11 protein-coding genes and 2 pseudogenes are annotated in these 19,471 nt (G+C 71.8%); 11 read left to right on the forward strand and 2 right to left on the reverse strand.

Going from position 1 to position 19,471, the window contains the following annotated elements:
* Positions 1 to 9 precede the first annotated feature (9 nt).
* Positions 10 to 1,245: a diguanylate cyclase gene (locus tag EPAKOI_RS10345; protein ID WP_423193510.1), complete on the forward strand. Its 1,236-nt coding sequence runs from the start codon at positions 10 to 12 to the stop codon at positions 1,243 to 1,245.
* 286 nt (positions 1,246 to 1,531) lie between these two features.
* Positions 1,532 to 3,463, forward strand: coding sequence for a putative bifunctional diguanylate cyclase/phosphodiesterase (locus EPAKOI_RS10350; protein ID WP_423192157.1), 1,932 nt, complete (start codon positions 1,532 to 1,534; stop codon positions 3,461 to 3,463).
* A gap of 25 nt (positions 3,464 to 3,488) precedes the next feature.
* Here EPAKOI_RS10350 and EPAKOI_RS10355 read toward each other — a convergent pair whose 3' ends face one another.
* On the reverse strand, positions 3,489 to 3,764 hold the full coding sequence (locus EPAKOI_RS10355) for a hypothetical protein (RefSeq protein WP_124683862.1): 276 nt from the start codon (positions 3,762 to 3,764) through the stop codon (positions 3,489 to 3,491).
* Positions 3,765 to 3,832: 68 nt separating this feature from the next.
* Positions 3,833 to 4,681, reverse strand: a complete 849-nt coding sequence (locus EPAKOI_RS10360) for a D-amino acid aminotransferase (RefSeq protein ID WP_423192158.1) — start codon at positions 4,679 to 4,681, stop codon at positions 3,833 to 3,835.
* A 324-nt stretch (positions 4,682 to 5,005) separates the two neighbouring features.
* Between EPAKOI_RS10360 and bcsB the strand changes: the two genes are divergently transcribed.
* The 9 genes and pseudogenes from bcsB to bcsR all read left to right on the forward strand — a co-directional run bounded on the left by bcsB (position 5,006) and on the right by bcsR (position 19,398).
* Positions 5,006 to 7,267 (forward strand): cellulose biosynthesis cyclic di-GMP-binding regulatory protein BcsB, encoded by a 2,262-nt coding sequence (bcsB, locus tag EPAKOI_RS10365; protein ID WP_253699808.1) that lies wholly within the window; start codon positions 5,006 to 5,008, stop codon positions 7,265 to 7,267.
* A 1-nt stretch (position 7,268) separates the two neighbouring features.
* A pseudogene (gene bcsZ / locus EPAKOI_RS10370) lies at positions 7,269 to 8,455 on the forward strand (cellulose synthase complex periplasmic endoglucanase BcsZ).
* Positions 8,437 to 12,231 (forward strand): cellulose synthase subunit BcsC-related outer membrane protein, encoded by a 3,795-nt coding sequence (locus tag EPAKOI_RS10375; protein WP_423192159.1) that lies wholly within the window; start codon positions 8,437 to 8,439, stop codon positions 12,229 to 12,231. Before bcsZ ends, EPAKOI_RS10375 begins: the two are co-directional and overlap by 19 nt.
* 20 nt (positions 12,232 to 12,251) lie before the next feature.
* Complete coding sequence (gene bcsE, locus EPAKOI_RS10380) at positions 12,252 to 14,051, forward strand: cellulose biosynthesis protein BcsE (protein WP_423192160.1); 1,800 nt, start codon at positions 12,252 to 12,254, stop codon at positions 14,049 to 14,051.
* A 2-nt stretch (positions 14,052 to 14,053) separates the two neighbouring features.
* Positions 14,054 to 14,254 carry a hypothetical protein gene (locus EPAKOI_RS10385; protein ID WP_313834984.1) on the forward strand — a complete coding sequence of 67 codons (201 nt, stop codon included), beginning with the start codon at positions 14,054 to 14,056 and terminating at the stop codon, positions 14,252 to 14,254.
* Positions 14,251 to 15,027: a cellulose biosynthesis protein BcsQ gene (gene bcsQ / locus EPAKOI_RS10390; RefSeq protein WP_124683856.1), complete on the forward strand. Its 777-nt coding sequence runs from the start codon at positions 14,251 to 14,253 to the stop codon at positions 15,025 to 15,027. Before EPAKOI_RS10385 ends, bcsQ begins: the two co-directional genes overlap by 4 nt.
* Positions 15,024 to 17,609: pseudogene (bcsA, locus tag EPAKOI_RS10395) on the forward strand (UDP-forming cellulose synthase catalytic subunit). Before bcsQ ends, bcsA begins: the two are co-directional and overlap by 4 nt.
* Before the next feature lie 21 nt (positions 17,610 to 17,630).
* Entirely contained in the window at positions 17,631 to 19,187 is a 1,557-nt protein-coding gene (gene bcsG / locus EPAKOI_RS10400; protein ID WP_423192161.1) for a cellulose biosynthesis protein BcsG, read from the forward strand.
* 10 nt (positions 19,188 to 19,197) lie between these two features.
* On the forward strand, positions 19,198 to 19,398 hold the full coding sequence (gene bcsR / locus EPAKOI_RS10405) for a BcsR/BcsP family cellulose biosynthesis protein (RefSeq protein ID WP_124683853.1): 201 nt from the start codon (positions 19,198 to 19,200) through the stop codon (positions 19,396 to 19,398).
* Positions 19,399 to 19,471 lie beyond the last annotated feature (73 nt).

The following is a 19,471-nucleotide window of genomic DNA, read 5'->3' on the forward strand; positions in this document are numbered from 1 at the left end:
CCCCCCCCGCTGCGGCCCACGCTCTACAGCGCGCTGCGCCGCATCCACCTGGGCGTGGCGCTGATCGCCGTGCTCACGGCCGGCATCTCGCTGACGTTCCTGGGCCTGACCGCGCTGCGCGCCTATGCCGACCACAACCTGAAGCTCGTGGCGCGGTCCATCGCCTACACGGTGGAGGCGCCGGTCGTGTTCCGCGACGATGCCGCCACCGCCGACACGCTGGCCGCCATCGCCGGCGCCGAGGACGTGGCCGCCGTCACCGTGTTCGACCGCGACCACCAGCCGCTGGCGGCGTGGCGGCGGCCGGAGCAGGACCACCTGCCGGCGCTGCGCGCGCTGGCTGGCGAGTTGCTGACGTCCGGGCCGGTCGAGCTGCCGGTCATCCACGAATCCCAGCAGGTGGGCAGCGTGCGCGTGGCCGGCGACCCCATCGCGCTGCTCCATTTCCTGCTTCAGGGCGCGCTGGGGCTGGTGGCGTGCCTGCTGCTGACGGCCATCGGCGCGCACTACATGTCGCGCCGCATGCTGGCGCATATCGTCGATCCGCTGCGCAGCCTGATGCGGGTGGCCCACGCGGTGCGGTCTGAACGCGCGTTCGGCCAGCGCATGCCGCCGGCCAGGATCGCGGAACTGAACGCGCTGTCCGAGGACTTCAACGTGCTGCTGGACGAGCTGGAAGCGTGGCAGAAGCAGTTGCAGCACGAAAACCGCTCGCTGGCCCACCGCGCCACGCACGACAGCCTGACCGGCCTGCTGAACCGCGCCGCCTTCACCGAGGCGCTGGACGTGGCCGTGCGCGCGGCGGCGGCCACCCACTGCCACGCGGCCGTGCTCTACCTGGACAGCGACGACTTCAAGGGCATCAACGACCGCCACGGCCACGCCGCCGGCGACGCGGTGCTGGTCGGCATCGGCCAGCGCATCCGTGCGCGGCTGCGCGAGTCCGACAGCGTGGCGCGGCTGGGCGGCGACGAGTTCGCGGTGCTGGTCGGCGCGCTGCGCCATCCCGAGGACGCCGTGCACATCGCCGAGGACATCCTCGACGCCATGGCCGCCCCGCTGCTGCTGCCCGACGGCACCGCCATCACGGCGCCGCTCAGCATCGGGCTGGCCATCTACCCGATCCACGCGCGCAACGCCACCGCGCTGCTGCGCGCGGCCGACGCCGCGATGTACGGCGCCAAGCGCCAGTCCGGCGCCACGTGGCGCAGCGCCGAGGCGGCTGCGCCGCCATCGCACGCCTAGGGCGCCCGGCCGCCCGAATCCGAAGAAACCCTCTAACCGCCCGCTGACATCCTCTTGACGTCCGTCATGCCCGTGTCACGTCCCGCGCGGCACAAGCGCCGGCGGGCCGCCGGTCCCCCAACGAGGGGTTGACGGCGCGGCAGCGCATGTTGCGAAACCGGGCAAACCCTGTCCGTCGGCGGTAAGGAACCGGCTTACACTCGCGGGGGCGTGCGGCTGGACGGCCATCGAGGGAGATGGCCGGGCGCACGCACCGAATTCCAAAATAACGAGAAAGTCACAAAGCATGCGTACCCAGGCGCTGGAGCAGGCGATCGATGCCGTGGTCGCGGTCAAGGCGCACCCCCAGGTTCCCCGGTTCGACGGCGCCGCCGAGGCGTTGTGGGACGTCCAGCGGTCTGCCGTGGAAGCGCTCGCGCGCGACCTGCCGACCGCCGGGATCATGGCCGACCTGTGCCGCCGCGTGGAGCGGCTGGCGCCGGGCGCGATGGCGGCCGTCATGCGCGTGGCCGACGGCCGGCTGCGGCTGGTGGCGATGCCGTCGGCCGACCCGGCCGCCGTGGCCGGCTTCGACAACCTGCCGATCGGCCTGCAATCGGGCTCGTGCGGCGCCGCCGCGTTCCTGGGCCAGCCCGTGGCCGTGGGCGACATTTCGCAAGACCCCCGCTGGGAAACGCTGCGCGACGCCGCGCAGGCTGCCGGCCTGGCCGCGAGCTGGTCGACGCCCGTGCGCGCCGCCGATGGCCGCGTGCTTGGCACCTTCGGCCTGTGCTTCACCACGCCGCGCCTGCCCGAACCGTTCCACGAGCACCTGGTGGCCGTGGCCGCCGACCTCTGCGCGCTGGCGCTGACGCGCGACCAGACCCAGGAGCATATCCACCGGCTGTCCAGCTACGACGCGCTGACCGGCCTGCCCAACCGCCAGTTGCTGCTGGCGCGCGCCGATGCCGCCGTGGCCCGCGCCCGCGCCGACGGCACGCCGCTGGCGGCGCTGTTCCTGGACCTCAACGACTTCAAGCGCGTGAACGACGTGCAGGGCCACGTGGCCGGCGACCGCTTCCTGACCGAGGTGGCGGCGCGGCTCCAGCACGTCGCGCACGCGCGCCACGCCGAGGCCGTGGTCGGCCGCCTGTCGGGCGACGAATTCGCGGTGCTGCTGCCCGGGCACGACCGCGACGCCGCGCTGGCCGCCGCGCAGACGCTGCTGCAGGCGCTGGCCGCGCCGATCGACATCGGGCACGGGCGGCGGCTGTCCACGTCGGCCAGCATCGGCATCAGCCTGTCGACCGAACCGGCGCCCGACCGCGCCACGTTGCTGCACCACGCCGACCTGGCGGTCTACCAGGCCAAGCTGGCCAAGCGCCAGCACGGCGGCGAGCCCGGCAACCAGGTCTGCGTGTACGACGCCGCGCTGGCCCGCCGGCTGGGCGACCGCCGTGCGCTGGAAGCCGACCTGCGCGAAGCCATCGCCAGCGTCGGCCTGCGCATGCACTACCAGCCGCAGGTGCATCTGGCCACGGGCGAACTCTGGGCCGTGGAGGCGCTGGCGCGCTGGCCGCATCCACGCCGTGGCGACGTGTCGCCGTCGGTCTTCGTGCCGCTGGCCGAGGAATCGGGCCTGATCGTGGCGCTCGGCTACTGGGCCGTGCGCGAAGCCTGCGCGCAGCAGGGCCTGTGGCGCCAGGCCGGCGCGGCGGTGCCGGGGGTATCGGTCAACCTGTCGCCGCTGTGCATCCGCGATCCGGGGCTGCCCGGCGTGGTGGCGCAGGCGCTGGAGGCCAACCAGCTGCCGGCGGGCTCGCTGACCATCGAGATTACCGAGGGAGTCTTCCTGGAGCAGACGGCCGAGGCCGAGGCCACCATCGGCGCGTTGCGCGCGCTCGGGGTGCGGCTGTCGATCGACGATTTCGGCACGGGGTTTTCGAGCCTGAGCCAGCTCACGCGGCTGCCGGTGGAGGAAATCAAGCTGGACCGCAGCTTCCTGCTGGACCTGGAGACCAGCGAGGCCACGCGCACGCTGGTGGAGGCCGTGATCCGCATCGGCCGGGCACGCCAGCTGAATGTGGTGGCCGAGGGCGTGACCAGCGCCTACCAGCGCCAGTTCCTGCTGGAACAGGGCTGCCACGTGGGCCAGGGATTCCTGTTCGCCCAGCCGCTGCCGGCGCGCGCCATCGCGGGATGGCGGCCGCAGCCGGCGTGGCCGGGGCTGGCTTGCTGAACGCCTGCCGCGGGCGGGCGGCCGGTCAGTCGCCGAACGGGTTCGGCACGTGGCTGGCCGGGTCGTCGACGAGGTCGAACTCGTCGCGCACCTCGTCCACCACGGCCCGGATCGCGGCCTCGTAGCCGCGGGCGTTGCCAAAGCGGGCCATGTCCCAGTTGCGGCCGCGCGCGTCGCGCGCATGGGGCGTGGGGTCCGGCACGCGAACCCGCATCCCCTCGTCCGCAATCTCGTCGATGCCTTGAATGCGCCGGCTCACCTCTTCCTTGATGACGCGCCCGCTGCGCTCGCGCTTGGCCATGAGACAGCCTCCTATCGATGGATTACCGCAGCGGCCATCCTAGCACCGGCGCGCCGGCGCCAGTGTGACTACAGCGCCGCCTTGGCCGCCTGGTAGGCCGCGTAGAGCCGCTGGAACACGGGCCCCGGCTCGCCGCCGCCCACGGCCTGGCCATCGATCTTCACCACGGGCAGCAGCTCCTTGCTGGCCGACGAGATCATGACCTCGTCGGCGCCGAACACCTCGTCGCGCGTCAGGCGGCGCGCCTCGAACGGAATCTCCATGGCCGCGCACAGCTCTTCCATCAGGCCGTAGCGGATGCCTTCCAGAATCAGGTTGTCCTTGGGCGGGGCCGACACGCGGCCCTGGCTGACCACCCACACGTTCGACGCCGACGCCTCGGTCAGGTAGCCGTCGCGGAACTGGATGGCCTCGGTCACGCCGGCCTCGGCCGCGGCCTGCGCCGCCAACACGTTGCCCAGCAGCGACGTCGACTTGATCTGGCAGTTCAGCCAGCGGCGGTCTTCCATCGTCACGCAGGCCACGCCCTGCTCCACGGCGGCGGCTGGCGGCAGCGCCATCGGGTTGGTCATGATCAGTACTGTGGGCGTGACTTCCTTCGGAAAGGCATGGGCGCGCCTGGCCACGCCGCGCGTGACCTGCATGTAGACCATCTGGTCGGCCATGCCGTTGGCCTGCACCACGCGGTCGATCTGGGCCAGCCATTCCGATTCGGTATGGGGATTCGGGATGCCGATGGCCGCCAGGCTGCGCGCCAGCCGCGCCAGGTGCTGGGCGCCGCGGAACGGCTTGCCGTTGTAGAGCGGGATCACCTCGTAGATGCCGTCGCCGAAGATGAACCCCCGGTCCAGGACAGGGATGCGGGCTTCGGACAACGGGAGCAGTTCCCCGTTCAGCAGGACGACGGCTTCGGACATGGCGGGTGGTTTCCTCTTGGAAGGTGGAAGACGATGGCTGGCATTCTTTCACACGGCCGCCCGCCAGCTCATGCAAATTCGGCATGTCCTACACGCGGGGAACAGCCTCTCCGGCGGATGCAACTGAAAATTTTTGGGACCTTCACGCGTATGAATTGAATCTTTCTTAATTCACCGTTGCCTGCCCGCAAACCGTTGCTGCTGGCCGAAAGTGGCGTGCTATATTCGCCACGCAGTAACCTTCCGAAGCGCGGTTCGCGCCGCGCGACACTCACAGGGCGCCCCGATATGACGGAACTCGTGTCAGGCCTGCTACGTGGCTGCATGCCGATGGCTGTCGCGATGACGATGGCATGGTGCGCGGGGCTGGCCCCCGGGCCGGCCGCAGCCCAGTCCCCGGCCAGCGCGCCGGCCGCCACGGCCCCGGCTTCCGACGCCGCGGCGCTGCCGCCGGGGCGCACCCAGTCCCTGACCTTCGCCCAGATGGGCGCCAACTACACGATCCCGCTGCGCGGCGTGGACCCTGACCGCACGGTCAACGTGGGCGTGCGGCTGGACGAGGTGGTCACGGCGGCCCGGCTCAAGCTCGTCTTCACGTATTCGCCGTCGCTGGTCTACCCGTTGTCGCACCTGAAGATCCGCCTCAACGACGAGGTGGTGGCCACGCTGCCGCTGGACAAGGAGCACGCCGGCCAGCAGGTGTCGCGCGAGGTCGACCTGGACCCGCGCTTTTTCACCGACTTCAACCGCATCAACGTGCAGATGATCGCGCACTACACGCTCGATCACTGCGAGGACCCGTACCACTCCAGCCTCTGGACCGACATCAGCCCCACCAGCACGCTCACGCTGACCAAGTCCACCGTCACGCTGCCCGACAACCTGGCCCTGCTGCCGGCCCCGTTCTTCGACCGCCGCGACAACCGCCGCGTGACCGTGCCGTTCGTGCTGCCCGCCAATGCCGATCCGGTCACGCTGCGCGCCGCCGGCGTGGTGGCGTCGTGGCTGGGCGCGCTGGCCAGCTACCGCGAGCTGCGCTTTCCGGTCACGCGCACGGCACCGGGCGACGCCCACGCCATTGCGCTGGTGCTGCCGAACGCGCAGCCCGACGGCATCCGGCTGGACAAGATCGACGGGCCGACCGTCAGCGTGATGCCAAACCCGGCCAACCCCGCGCGCAAGCTGCTAGTGCTGGCCGGGCGCACGCCGCAGGAGCTGGAAGTGGCCGCCAACGCGGTGGTGCTGGGCAAGGCCGGCATGGCCGGCGCCAGCACGCTGGTCAAGTCGGTGGACCTGGGCCAGCCGCGCCGCCCCTACGACGCGCCCGCCTGGGCGCCGGTGGACCGCCCGGTGATGTTCAAGGAACTGGTCACCGATCCGCAGCAGTTGCAGGTCTCGGGCGCCAGCCCCGACGCCATCCGCGTGAACCTGAAGGTGCCGGCCGACCTGTTCGGCTGGAACGACCGCGCGGTGCCGATGAACATGAAGTACCGCTACACGGCGCCGTCCACGTACAACGACTCGGTGCTCAGCATCGACGTGAACGACCAGCTCGTGCGCTCGTACCGGCTCAAGCCGCTGACGGTGCAGAACGACGAGAACCTGGTCAGCGTGCCGCTGCTGTCGGGCGGCAGCGCCAGCGTCAGCAACGAGATCCTGATCCCGGCGTTCCGCGTGGGCAGCAACAACCAGATGCAGTTCCGCTTCCACATCGATTCGCAGAAGACCGGGCTCTGCGCGTCGACGGCGGCCAACGTGGCGCGCGCCGCCGTGGACCCCGACTCGTCGATCGACTTCAGCGGCTTCCTGCACTACGCGGCGCTGCCCAACCTGGCGTTCTTTGCCAACAGCGGCTACCCGTTCACGCGCATGGCCGACCTGGCCGACACGGCGATCGTGATCCCCGACGCGCCGACCACGATCGACCAGGAGGCGCTGCTGACCGTGCTGGGCCACATGGGCAAGTGGACAGGGCTGCCGTCGCTGCGCGTGACCGTGGCGCCGTCCCGCGCCATCGAATCGGTCAAGCACCGCGACCTCGTCATCATCGGCACCGGCAGCGCCGCGCAGGTGCTGCAGCGGTGGGGCAAGTCGCTGCCGCTGCTGGTGGAGCGTGGCAAGACCGAGATCGCGCTGCGCGACCAGCGCGCGCATGCGTGGTCGAACTGGATTGGCGGCACCGACAGCGAGAACATCTCGCCGGCCGGCCGCGCGATCCTGTCCGCCGATGGCCCGCTGGCCGCGCTGATCGGCTTCGAATCCCCGTTTGCCGAGCGGCGCAGCGTGGTGGCGCTGACCGCGTCCAGCGACGACCGCGTGCGCGACGTGCTGGACGTTCTGGAAGACCCCGGCAAGGTGGCGCAGATCCGCGGCGACCTGACCGTCATCCGCCAGCGCGACCTGGAGGGCCTGCGGCTGGGCGAGACCTACTACGTCGGCAACCTGCCCTGGTATGCGCGGCTGTGGATGACGATGTCGGCGCACCCGGCGCTGCTGGCGCTGGGCGGCATCCTGGCCGGGCTGCTGGTGGCGCTGACGCTGTTCTGGGCGCTGGGCCGGCTGGCCGCGCGGCGCAACGGAGGGTGACATGCGGCGGGCACGGGCCTGGCTGAAGCGCGTGTCGATCCGCTGCGCCGTGGCGTGCACGCTGGCCGGCGCCACCCTGCCCGCGCTGGCCGCCCCCGCCGCGTCTTGCCCCTGGCCCGACTGGGACGCCTTCCGCCGCGCCACGATCAGCCAGGACGGCCGCGTCATCGACGACAGCAGCGACCAGCAGGTGACGGTATCCGAAGGCCAGTCGTACGGGCTGTTCTTCGCGCTGGCCGCCAACGACCGCGCCACGTTCGAGCGGCTGCTGGCGTGGACGGAGAACAACCTGGCCCAGGGCGACCTGACCGCCCACCTGCCCGCGTGGATCTGGGGCAAGCGCACCGAGGGCGAGCAGGCCGGCACCTGGGGCGTGATCGACAGCAACCCGGCGTCCGACGCCGACCTGTGGATCGCCTACGCGCTGCTGGAAGCGGGCCGGCTCTGGCAGGTGCGGCGCTACACGGCGCTGGGCACCGTGCTGGCGCGCCGCGCGCTGCGCGAGGAATCGGCCGTGCTGCCCGGGCTGGGCCGCACGCTGCTGCCGGGGCCGGCCGGCTTCCATCCCACGCCGGACACGTGGCGCCTGAACCCGAGCTACGTCCCGCTGCCCGTGATGCGGCGGCTGGCCGCCGTGCTGGGCGCCGAGGATGCCGGCTGGAAGACGCTCGTCGACACATCGGCGCGGCTGATCGTCGATACGGCGCCCAAGGGCTTTTCGCCCGACTGGGCGGTGTACCAGAAGGGCCGCGGGTTCCAGCCCGACGCGCAGACGCAGGCCGGCGGGTCGTACAACGCCATCCGCGTCTACCTGTGGGCCGGCATGACCGCCCCGCGCGACCCGCTGCGCACCACGGTGCTGCAGCGGTTCCGCCCGATGGCCGACTACGTGGTGGCGCACGGCCATCCGCCCGAGCGCGTGGACACGCAGGCCGGCACGTTCGGTGCGAACGCCGGCAACGCGGGGTTCTCGGCCGCCGTGGCCCCGTATCTGGCGGCGCTGGGGCTGGCCGATGCGGCGCGCGGGCAGGCCCAGCGCACCCGCACGATGGCCGCGCAGGCGCCGCTGGGCACTACAGCCAGGTGCTGGCGCTGTTCGGGCTGGGCCATCTGGACGGACACTTCCGCTTCGAGGCGGACGGCACGCTGGTGCCGGCCTGGACATCCACATGCCCCGCAGCGCGCTAGCCCCCACGCTGGCCGTGTTGCTGGCCACTTCCGCCATGCCTGCCCTTGCCGCAGATCCCGCCCCCGCCTCGCGCGCCGCGCCGTCGCCCCAGATGGCGCAGTTGCTGGCCGCCGCGCGGATGTGGGAGGCGCGCAACCGCGCCGACATGGCACGCGGCATTCTGGACAAGGCGCTGCTGATCAACCCGAACGAGCCCGAGGCGCTGAAGCTGCTCGGGCTGATCGAGATCCGCTCGAACCGCCCGGCCGAGGCCGACAAGCTGCTCAGGAGGCTGCAGGCCGTGGCGCCCGGCAGCGCCGCCACGCAGGAGCTGGACGACGCCTACCGCATCGCCACGCGCGACAAGCGCGAGATGGCCAACATCCGCCTGCTGTCGCGCAGCGGCCAGGACGAAGAAGCGGTGCAGCGGCTGCAGAAGCTGTTTCCGCGCGGCGCGCCGGCCGGCAGCCTGACGCGCGACTACTACCGCATTCTCTCGGGCACGCCGGACGGCCGCACGCGGGCCATCGCCGAACTGCGCCAGCGGATTCGCGCGAACCCGTCGGACATGCAGCTCAAGCTGACGCTGGGCGACCTGCTGACCGACCGCGCCGGCACCCGGCAGGAAGGCTTTGCGCTGCTCTACGAAGTCACGCAGCAGCCCGAGGGCGACCGGGCCACCGCGCTCGACATCTGGCGGCGCACGCTGTACCGCGTCAACGACGACCCGGCCTACTACGTCTGGTTCGAGCGCTACGTGAAGGCCGTGCCCGACGACAAGGGCGCGCAGGACACGCTGGCCGAACTGGGCAAGCGCGTGGCCGCGCAGAAGCAGCGCGAGGCCGATCCGGCCTGGCAGGCGCGGCAGCGCGGGCTGGCGCAACTGGAGCGCGGGCAGCTCAAGGACGCCGACATCGCGCTGCAGCAGGCGTACCGCAAGCGGCGCGACGATGCCGAGGTGGTGGGCGGGCTGGGGCTCGTGCGGCTGCGCGAGGGCCGCCACGACGAGGCGCGCGAGCTGTTCACGCGCGCCAACCAGCTCGACCCGAGCGACAAGTGGCGCAGCCTGATCGGCACGGCCACGTTCTGGGGCACCGTGGCAAAGGCGCGCGAGGCCAATCGCCAGGGCAAGCCGGCCGAGGCCGAGCGGCTGGCCCGGCAGGCGCTGGCGCAGCAGCCGGCCAACGCCGACGCGCAAGGCATCCTGGCCGACGCACTGGTGGCGCAGGACAAGAACCGCGAGGCCGAAACGCTGCTGCGCCAGATGCTGGCCCGCCCCAGGCCCGACGTCGGCACGCTGCGCACGCTGATCGGCATCCTGCAGAAGGAAGGCCGCGATGCCGAGGTGGAGCCGCTGATCGCCAGCCAGGCCGCGCGCATGCAGGGGTCCGCCGCCGAGCTGCGCGCGATGCGGGCCGACCTGCTGTCGGTACGCGCCGACCAGTCGCTGGCCCGGCAACAGCGCAGCCCGGCCATCCGCGATCTGGAAGACGCCATCCGCCTGCGGCCCGACGACCCGTGGACGCGCTTCACGCTGGCCCGCATCTATCGTGACCTGAGCCTGCCCGCGCTGGGCCGCAGCGTGATGGACGACGGCATGCGCGCGGCGCCGGGCAACGACATGCGCTACGCCAGCGCGCTGTACCTGAACAGCGTGGACGACATCGACGGCGCCGCCGCGATGCTGGCCGGCGTGCCGCAGGCCGAGCGCTCGGACAGCATGCGCGGGCTGGCCCGCAACCTGGCCGCGCAGCAGCAACTGCGCGAGGCACGCCAGCGCGTGGCCGAGGGCCGCGACGCGGACGCCCGCCGCCTTCTCGACCAGGCCGCCGCGGAGGCCGCCGACGATCCGCACATGCTGGCGTCGATCGGCCGCGAATGGATTGCGCTGGGCGAGACCGACAAGGGCCTGCGGCTGGTCAGCGACTGGCTGGCCGCGCACCCCGACGCGCCGCACGTCGACATCCGGCTGCGCTACGGCGAACTGCTGGCCGCCGCCGACCGCGACGATGCGCTGCGCCAGTGGATCGCCGATACCGGCGCGCTGCCCGGCGCCACCGCCGAGGAACAGGCCGACCTGGCCGACCAGTCGCTACGGCTGGCGCTGCGCGAAACCGACCGCCAGATCGCCGCCGGCGACCTGCGGCGCGCGCAGCAGGTGCTGGACGCGGTGCCGGCCGCGCAGCAGGCCGACCGACGCTGGCTGCTGGAACTGGCCGACCTGCGCGAGGCAGGCGGTGACTACCGCGGCGCGGCCGACGCGGCCCGCCGGGTGCTGGCCACGCAGCCGCACGACGCCGGCGCGCGACTGACGCTGGCACGCCAGTACGAGCGGATGGGCCAGACCGCGCAGGCGCTGGACATCGTCCGCACGGTGCTGGCCGAGGCGCCCGAGGACGATATCGACACGCGGCTGTCGGTGGCGCGCCGCTTCACCGCGCTGCGGCGCGAGGACGAGGCCGCCGAGGTGGTGGACGCGCTGGACGCACGCTTTCCGGGCCGCGCCGACATCACGGTGCAGCGCGGCCGCATCGCGCAGTCGCGCGGCGATTTCGACGAGGCTGCCGGCCTGTACCGCGCGGCGCTGCCGCTGGAGCAACGCGAGAGCGTGCTGCCGGGCGCCGACGGCACGCCGGCCCAGCGCGCGCTGGCCGGGCTGGACGCGCGGCGGCAGGGCGAGGTGGCGACGGCGGTCATGCAGTCGAACAAGTCCGGCGACGACGGCATCTCGCGGCTGCACGCCACCGAGATCCCGCTGTACGTGCGCGTGCCGCACGGCTACACGGGGCACATGTTCTTCCATGCCGACACGGTACTGCTCGATGCCGGCACGCTGCGCGGCACCGCGCCGCTGCGCAACCTGGAATTCGGCAAGATCCCGGCGCTGGGCAATGCCGGGCTGGGCAACATCGGCCAGACCGACAAGGGCGTGGCGCTGGCGGCCGGCTACGAGTACGACGGGGCCTACAACAGCTGGCGCGCCGATATCGGCACCACGCCGCTCGGCTTTCTGGAAACCACGGTGGTGGGCGGGCTGCGCTACCGGGCGGACCTGGGCGTGCAGTCGGTGACCGTGGACGTGTCGCGCCGGGCGCAAACCAGTTCGCTGATCTCGTACGCCGGCGCGCGCGACCCGGTGACCGGCGAGCACTGGGGCGGCATCGTCCGCAACGGCGTGCACCTGCGCTACGCGCGGGACGTGGGCCGGCTGGGCCTGTTTGCCGACGTGGGCGCCGGCGTCTACACGGGCGACAACGTCAAGACCAACCGCGAGGTCACGCTGCGCACCGGCTTCGACGTGCCCGTCTACGCCCAGCGCGATCACCGCGTGACCAGCGGGCTGGTGTTCAACTGGTGGCATTACTCGGAAAACCAGCGCTTCTACACCTTCGGGCACGGCGGCTACTACAGCCCGCAGCGCTACCTTTCGGTCGGCATTCCGCTGGACTGGACCGGCCGCCATGCCAGGTGGTCGTGGCGGCTGCTGGGATCGGCCGGCTGGTCGTGGACCTACGAGGACGCCGCGCCGTTCTTTCCCACGCGGCCGGACCTGCAGGCGGCCAGCGGCAACGCCACCTATGGCGGCGGGTCGGGCGGCGGCTTCAGCTATACGCTGGGCGCGACCGTCGAATACACGCTGGCGCCGCACTGGGTGGTGGGCGCCGGGTTCTCGATCGACCGCTCGCGCGACTACGCGCCGAATCGCGCCATGGCCTGGCTGCGCTACCTGTTCGACAAGCGCGAGCTGCCGGTGCCGTTCCCGCCGACGCCCGTGCGGCCATACTCGGCCTATTGAGCGGCCCCACAGGACCTTCGATGAACGACGCCGCCCACGCCTCCGCCCCCCGCCCCGCCCCGCTGCTGGCCCGGCTGCAGGCCCGCGCCACGCTGGCGATCGAGGGCCTGGCCCCGGCGCTGGCCACGCTGGCGCCGGGCCGCGCGCACGTGGTCTACGCGCCGCCGTCGCCGGCCCGGGACGCGCTGTTCTGGCAGACCGCCGCCAGCGCGCTGCGCGGCCCGGCCTGCGTGCTGTCGACGCGCGAGGCCGACGGCATTGCCGCCGCGCTGCGCGAGCACGGGCTCGACATCGAGGTCAACCGCGCACTCCACGCGCGCGCCAACCTGTGCGCGCTGCGGCCGCAGCCGGGGCGCGCCGGCATCGACACATTGATGGAAGCGCTCGACGCGCTGGTCGACCAGTGCGGCGCGCGCGGCACCACGTTCCTGCTGGAAGGCGCGGAAGCATTCTTCAGCTGGCACGACGCCGCGGCGCTGGCGGCCGAGGGCGTGCGGCTCTGCGATTGGTGCGCCGACGAGCGCTGCGCGCTGCTGCTGGCGATGGCGCCGCCCGAGTCGGCCGACGGCCAGCCGGGGCCAGACCTGCACGGCTTTCACGGGCGCTTTGCGGGCGCCGTGCAGCTATCGCAGCAACAGGGCCAGTACACGTGGGAGGTGGCGTTCTGGCGCGACAACCAGGCCGTGGTGGCCGGCGAGATCGTGCGGCTGCGCTTTGCGCCGGGCGAGCACCGGCTGATGGTGGCGGCCGACACGTACAGCGACACGATCGAGCAGGCCGGCATGCTGGCGCCCGACGAGCAGCGCGTGATTGCCAGCCGCGACGCGGTGCTGCGCGAGCGCTTCATCCCCGAAGCGTGGCGCGTGGTGGACAGCAACGAGGCCGCCGTGGCCACGGCCAGCAAGGCGGTGGCGGCCACCGTGATCCTGCACTACGCCGGCACGCGCGACCTGGAAATGCTGGCCGGGCAGGTGCACCGGCTGCGCCGCAGCGCGGGCCGCGCGCTGAAGATCGTGATCCGCGAGGACCGCGAGGCCATGCGCCAGCACTATGAGCTGCTGATGCTGAACCTGGGCGCCAACGCCGTGATCGCGCAGCGCACGCCATTCGCGCGGATGCAGGCGATGATCGACGGGCTGCAGGGCCAGGTGTTCTCGCGGCCGATCCTGGCCGACTACCACAACGCGCTGTCGGCGGTGCTGACCACCACGGCCAGCGGCTACGTGGCGGCGCCCACGTTCGTGGCGCTGGTGCGCGACGCGGTGGAGCGCAGCCGCATGATCCGCCTGCCGCACGTGCTGCTGCAACTGCCGCTGCTGCCCGAGGTGGCCCACGTCGACGCGCTGCGCGCCTGCCGCATGAGCCGCGCGGGCGACCTGTGCACCGCCGGCAGCGACAGCCTGTATGCGTTCTTCTTCGCCTGCCGGCTGGACGACGTGGATGCGGTCTGCCAGCGCGTGTTCCAGCGGCCCATGGCCGACCTGTTCCAGGGCGACCTGCGCAGCGGCGACAACGAATCGATCACGGCCGAACTGGCGCGGCTGGAAGCGGAGATCGCCGCGTATCCGCCGCCCGACTACGGCAACTGGCTGCCGGCGCAGCCGGCGGGTCCAACCTCTCCGGCCACCGCCGACGCCGCTGCCGCCGACCTGCCGCCCATGCCGCCCATGCCTGAAGGGGCGCCCGAACCCGAACCCCAACCCGAACCCGAGCCGGCCGCCGTGTCGCTGCCGCTGGTGCCGCCCCGCCGCCCCGGCCCCGGCGCCGCGCCGCGCACCCTGCCGGCGCCGCATCCGGTGCCCCTCAAACGTCAGGACTGACCATGGCGATCTTTCTCGGCTATTTCATCTGGGGGCTGATCCTGGCCGCGCCGCTGGCCTGGCTGGCGTGGCGCTTGGACCTGCTGCGCTGGCTGCCGCGCTGGAGCGCGCCGCGCCCGCGCCGGGCCGTGCGGCTGCCGCCGCAGCTTGACGCGCTGGTGATACGCGGCAAGCGCCAGGGCGGCACGGGGGGCCGGCGATGAGCACGGGCACGCCAGCCGCCACCATCGCCCTGGTATCGACCACGGGCGGCGCGGGCCGCAGCACGCTGACCGCCGAACTGGCGTCGCTGCTGGCCTGGCGCAAGCACGACGTGCTGGCCGTGGAATGCGATCCGCGCAACGTGCTCGGCTTTCACTTCGGCCTGCGCGACATTCCGGCCGACGGGCTGGGCGGGTCGCTGCACGACGGCTCGGCCACGGCCTGGGCCGGCGCGGGCCTGCGCAGCGATGACGGCGTGCTGTTCGTGCCATGGGGCGACAGCGCGGAATCGGGCGCGATCGAGCGGCTGCCGGCGAACTGGCTGGCGCGGCGGATCGGCCAGGTGGACCTGCCGGCCACCGGCGCGGTGCTGATCGACACGGCGCCGTGGCCGTCCGGTTACGCCAGCCAGGCCATCGACGCGGCCGACCTGGTACTGGTGCTGGTGCCGGCGCAGCCCGAGACGTGCCTGACGCTGAAGCGGCTGGCCGACGATCTGGCCACGCGCGGCAAGACCGTGCGCTACGTGGCCACGCGGCTGCATCCGGCGCGGCCGCTGCACGTCGACATCGTGGCGATGCTCCAGGCGATGCTGGGGACGGCCATGCTGCCGTATCACGTGCACGAGGACAGCAGCGTGCCCGAGGCGCTGGCGCGCAGCGAGTGCTTCAGCCGCAGCACGCCGCACTCGCAGGCCGCGCACGACCTGAACGGGCTGGCGTCGTGGCTGTCGGCATGGATCGAGACGCGCGCCCAGGGCGGAGGCACGCCATGACCCACGGCACCGGACGGCTGCGGCTGTGGATGGCATGGGCCAGCGACCGCGTGGCGCGCGAGCTGGGCGTGGGGGCCAGCGGCGGCGCCGTGCCGCGTGCGTGGGACTGGCTGCTGCGGCTGTTCTTCCGCCCGCCCCGGCCCGGCAAGCCCGACATCCCGGCCGAATGGGCCGCGCTGATCTACCGCCGCGCAGTGGCACGGCTGGGTCTGGGCAAGCGGCGGACGCCGGCCGCGTGGCTATGGCGGCTGATCATCCGCCCGCCCCGGCCGCGCGTGCGGCTGGCCGCCGACCCGCGCAAGCAGCGCGGCGGCGCGGAACCCGCGCGCAAGCGCTGGCTGCGCCGCTGGCTCGACCGCGTGCTGGAGCCGGTCTGGCACGCGTCGTCCCGGCTGCGCCACAAGATCCTGCAACGGCTGCCCCGGCCGGACTGGAACCGCGTGGCCTACGTCACCGAGGCCGTGTCCGCGCGCGTGGGCCGCATTCCTTTCGTGCTGCCGGTGTCGCTGGTGCTGGCCGCCATCGCCGCGCTGGCCGTCAGCACCACGCCGCTGCCGCTGGCGGGCCAGTTGCTGCTGTTCGCCGTGGTGTGGATGGTGCTGAGCGTGGTGCGCCGCGTGCCGGGCCGGCTGGCGACGATCACGATGATCGCCATCTCGACGCTGATGGCCGGCCGCTACATCTGGTGGCGGTCAACGCAGACGCTGCAGTTCGCCAGCGCCATCGAGGCGGCCGTGGGCTACGTGCTCTACGCGGCCGAGGTCTACACGTGGCTGGTGCTGGCGCTGGGCTACCTGCAGACCGCGTGGCCGCTGCACCGGCGGCCCAAGCCGCTGCCGGCCGACCCCGAGCGCTGGCCAACCGTCGACGTCTTCATCCCGACGTACAACGAATCGCTGAACGTGATCCAGCCCACCGTGTTCGCCGCGCGCAGCATGGACTGACCGGCCGACAAGCTGCGCGTCTACATCCTGGACGATGGCCGCCGGCCGCATATCCAGGCGTTTGCCGAGTCCGCCGGCGTGGGCTACCTGACCCGCACCGACAACCGCCACGCCAAGGCCGGCAACATCAACGCCGCGCTGCCCAAGACCGACGGCGAGTTCATCGCCATCTTCGACTGCGACCACATCCCCACGCGCTCGTTCCTGCAGATGACGATGGGCGAGTTCCTGGCCGATCCGGACTGCGCGCTGGTGCAGACGCCGCACCACTTCTTCTCGCCCGACCCGTTCGAGCGCAACTTCGACACGTTCCGCCGCGTGCCCAACGAGGGCAGCCTGTTCTACGGGCTGATCCAGGACGGCAACGACTTCTGGAACGCCACGTTCTTCTGCGGATCGTGCGCGGTAATCAAGCGCGGCCCGCTGCTGGAGATTGGCGGCATCGCCGTGGAGACCGTCACCGAGGACGCCCACACCGCGCTGAAACTGCACCGCCGGGGCTACAACAGCGCCTACCTGCGCACGGTGCAGGCGGCCGGGCTGGCCACCGAGAGCCTGTCTGGCCATATCGGCCAGCGCATTCGCTGGGCGCGCGGCATGGCGCAGATCTTCCGGCTGGACAACCCGATGCTGGGCCGGGGGCTCAAGTTCTTCCAGCGGCTGTGCTACAGCAACGCGATGCTGCATTTCTTCTACGGCATCCCGCGGCTGATCTTCCTGACGATGCCGATCGCGTACCTGTACTTCGGGCTGCATGTGATCAACACGTCGGCGCTGCTGATTACCGCGTACGTGGTGCCGTACCTGCTGATCGCCAACATCACCAACTCGCGGCTGCAGGGGCGGTTCCGCCATTCGTTCTGGGCCGAGGTCTACGAGTCCGTGCTGGCGTGGTACATCGTGCTGCCGACCACGGTGGCGTTCATCAACCCGCGCGCGGGCAAGTTCAACGTGACGGCCAAGGGCGGGCAGATTGCCGAGGACTACCTGGACTGGACCATCTCCAAGCCGTACCTGGTGCTGCTGGGGCTGAACGTGATCGGGCTCGGGGCCGGCATCGCCCGGCTGCTGTTCTGGGGCACCGAAGAGCCGGCCACCGTGCTGATGAACATGGCGTGGGCGCTGTTCAACCTGATGATGCTGGGCGCGGCGGTGGGCGTGGCGCGCGAGGCGCGGCAGGTGCGCGTGTCGCACCGCATTCCGATGCGCGTGCCGGCCACGCTGCTGCTGCCGGACGGCCGCACGGTGGCCTGCAAGACCGAGAACTACTCGATGGGCGGGCTCGGCGTGGTGCTGCCCATCGACGTGCCGCTGCAGGAAGGCGCGCGGGTGGGCGTGTGCCTGTCGCGCGGGCCGCGCACCTACCACTTCCCGGCCGTGGTCACGCGCAACGTGAACCGGCACCTGGGGGTGCGCATGGAAGACCTGACGATGGAACGCGAGACGCAGTTGATCCAGTGCACGTTCGGACGCGCCGACGCGTGGATCGACTGGCTCGACGACGAGCGCGTGGACGCGCCGCTGCGCAGCCTCAAGGAAGTCATGGAGATGGGCTACCAGGGGCTGCTGCGGCTCTACGATGCCCTGGTGGACGCGGTGGACGTGGTGCTCGCGCGGCGCCGCTCGCGCGCGCCCTGACCGCCAGCCGGACGAGACGACATGGGACTCTGGAACCTCTATTTCCTGGCCAAGCTGTACCTGTTCCACACCGGGCAGATGAAGCCGATCTGGCTGCTGAACCTGGCGTTCGCGCTGCTGCTGGTGGTGCCGATGGAGTCGCGCCCGCTGCGGGTCATCCGGCAAGTGCTGGCGATTGGCGTGGGCGCGGCGCTGGCCTGGCGGGAATCGACGCTGCCGCCGTTCGAGCGCGTGATCTCGCAGTTCTCGAACATCCGCGCGTTCACGCCGGCTTACCTGCTTGAGCTGCTGCAGCGGCTGGTGTCGATCCAGCTCGTGGTGGCGGTGCTGCTGGTGCTGGTGGTGTTCCTGCTGGTCAACCGCTGGGTGCGGACCACCACGTTCGTGCTGGTGGCGCTGATCGCGATGCCGTTCTGGTACGGCCCGGGCGTGGCGCTGCCGGGCCGGACCACGGCCGTGGCGCGCGCCGCCGACAGTCCGCGCGCCGACATCAACGCAACCGGCAACTACGACGCCATCCTGACCGCGTTCCGCCAGCAGGAGGCGCAGCGCAGCGCCACCGTGGCGCCGCTGACGGCCACGCCCGACGCCCAGTTCGACGTGATCTTCCTGCACATCTGCTCGCTGTCGTGGGACGACCTGGACGCCGCCAAGAGCCTGAACCACCCGCTGCTGTCGCGCTTCGACTACCTGTTCAAGAACTTCAGCTCGGCGGCCAGCTACAGCGGCCCGGCCGCGATCCGCGTGCTGCGCGGCGCCTGCGGGCAGGAGCCGCACAAGAACCTGTACGACCCGGCGCCGGCCGAATGCCACGTCTTCGCCGACCTGGCCCAGGCCGGCTTCACGCCGCAGGTGCTGATGAACCACGACGGCCGCTTCGACAATTTCCGCGGCTTCGTGGACAAGGAAATCGGCGTGCCCGGCATCCAGCCGGCTTCCACCGACGGCGTGCCGGTGGCCATGCGCGCGTTCGACGATTCCCCGGTGCTGGGCGACTTCGCCACGTTCGACAACTGGTACCGCAAGCGGCTGGCGCAGGACGCCCGCCCCGTGGCGCTGTACTACAACACGGTGACGCTGCACGACGGCAACCGGCTGCCGGGCAAGCGGCTGACGAGCCTGGAGTCTTACCCGCTGCGGCTCAAGGCGCTGCTGGACGACGTGGACCGGATCCTGGACACCATCGCCAAGTCCGGCCGCAAGGCCGTGGTGGTGTTCGTGCCCGAGCACGGCGCGGCGCTGCGTGGCGACAAGAACCAGATCTCGGGCCTGCGCGAGATTCCGACGCCGAACATCATCCACGTGCCGGTGGGGGTCAAGCTGGTGGGCCTGCCCGCCGCCGAGGCGCCCCAGCCGGTGGTCATCGACGCGCCGATGAGCTTCCTGGGCCTGTCGCAGCTGGTGTTCAACCTGATCGCCGACAGCCCGTTCCGCCAGGGCGCGCCGGCGCTGGCGCACTATGCCGAAGACCTGCCGCAGACGCAGATGGTGGGCGAGAACGAGGGGACGATCACGATGAAGCGCACCGACGGCTACGTGGTCCATACGCCCGACGGCGTGTGGGTCGAACAGAAATAGGCGGCCGGCCATGAGCAAGCCGGTCACGTCGCGCAAGGCGGCCATCGCCTACAACGACATCGACGCGCTGAGCCAGAAGGTGGACGGCTTTGACGGCCGCCACTACTTCGACCAGCAGGGCGAGGTGGAAACAGCCGAGGCGGCCCGGCGCTGGCCGCTGCTGGCCCGCGCGATGGGGCTTGACCCTAATGCCGCCACCCCACGCGAGTAGGGCCTTAAGCCTTGATTTACAAGGACTTTGGTCACGGATTCGACATATAGGCAGCCTAGACTCGGGGCCATTT

It is taken from the genome of Cupriavidus sp. H18C2 (assembly GCF_049393795.1).
Lineage (GTDB): Bacteria > Pseudomonadota > Gammaproteobacteria > Burkholderiales > Burkholderiaceae > Cupriavidus > Cupriavidus pauculus_C.

Bases quoted from the DNA above. Each gene is read 5' to 3' on its own strand.
- EPAKOI_RS10350 (WP_423192157.1), top strand. From the start codon at position 1,532: ATGCGTACCCAGGCGCTGGAGCAGGCGATCGATGCCGTGGTCGCGGTC.
- EPAKOI_RS10355 (WP_124683862.1), bottom strand. From the start codon at position 3,764: ATGGCCAAGCGCGAGCGCAGCGGGCGCGTCATCAAGGAAGAGGTGAGC.
- EPAKOI_RS10360 (WP_423192158.1), bottom strand. From the start codon at position 4,681: ATGTCCGAAGCCGTCGTCCTGCTGAACGGGGAACTGCTCCCGTTGTCC.
- bcsB (WP_253699808.1), top strand. From the start codon at position 5,006: ATGCCGATGGCTGTCGCGATGACGATGGCATGGTGCGCGGGGCTGGCC.
- EPAKOI_RS10375 (WP_423192159.1), top strand. From the start codon at position 8,437: ATGCCCCGCAGCGCGCTAGCCCCCACGCTGGCCGTGTTGCTGGCCACT.
- bcsE (WP_423192160.1), top strand. From the start codon at position 12,252: ATGAACGACGCCGCCCACGCCTCCGCCCCCCGCCCCGCCCCGCTGCTG.
- EPAKOI_RS10385 (WP_313834984.1), top strand. From the start codon at position 14,054: ATGGCGATCTTTCTCGGCTATTTCATCTGGGGGCTGATCCTGGCCGCG.
- bcsQ (WP_124683856.1), top strand. From the start codon at position 14,251: ATGAGCACGGGCACGCCAGCCGCCACCATCGCCCTGGTATCGACCACG.
- bcsG (WP_423192161.1), top strand. From the start codon at position 17,631: ATGGGACTCTGGAACCTCTATTTCCTGGCCAAGCTGTACCTGTTCCAC.
- bcsR (WP_124683853.1), top strand. From the start codon at position 19,198: ATGAGCAAGCCGGTCACGTCGCGCAAGGCGGCCATCGCCTACAACGAC.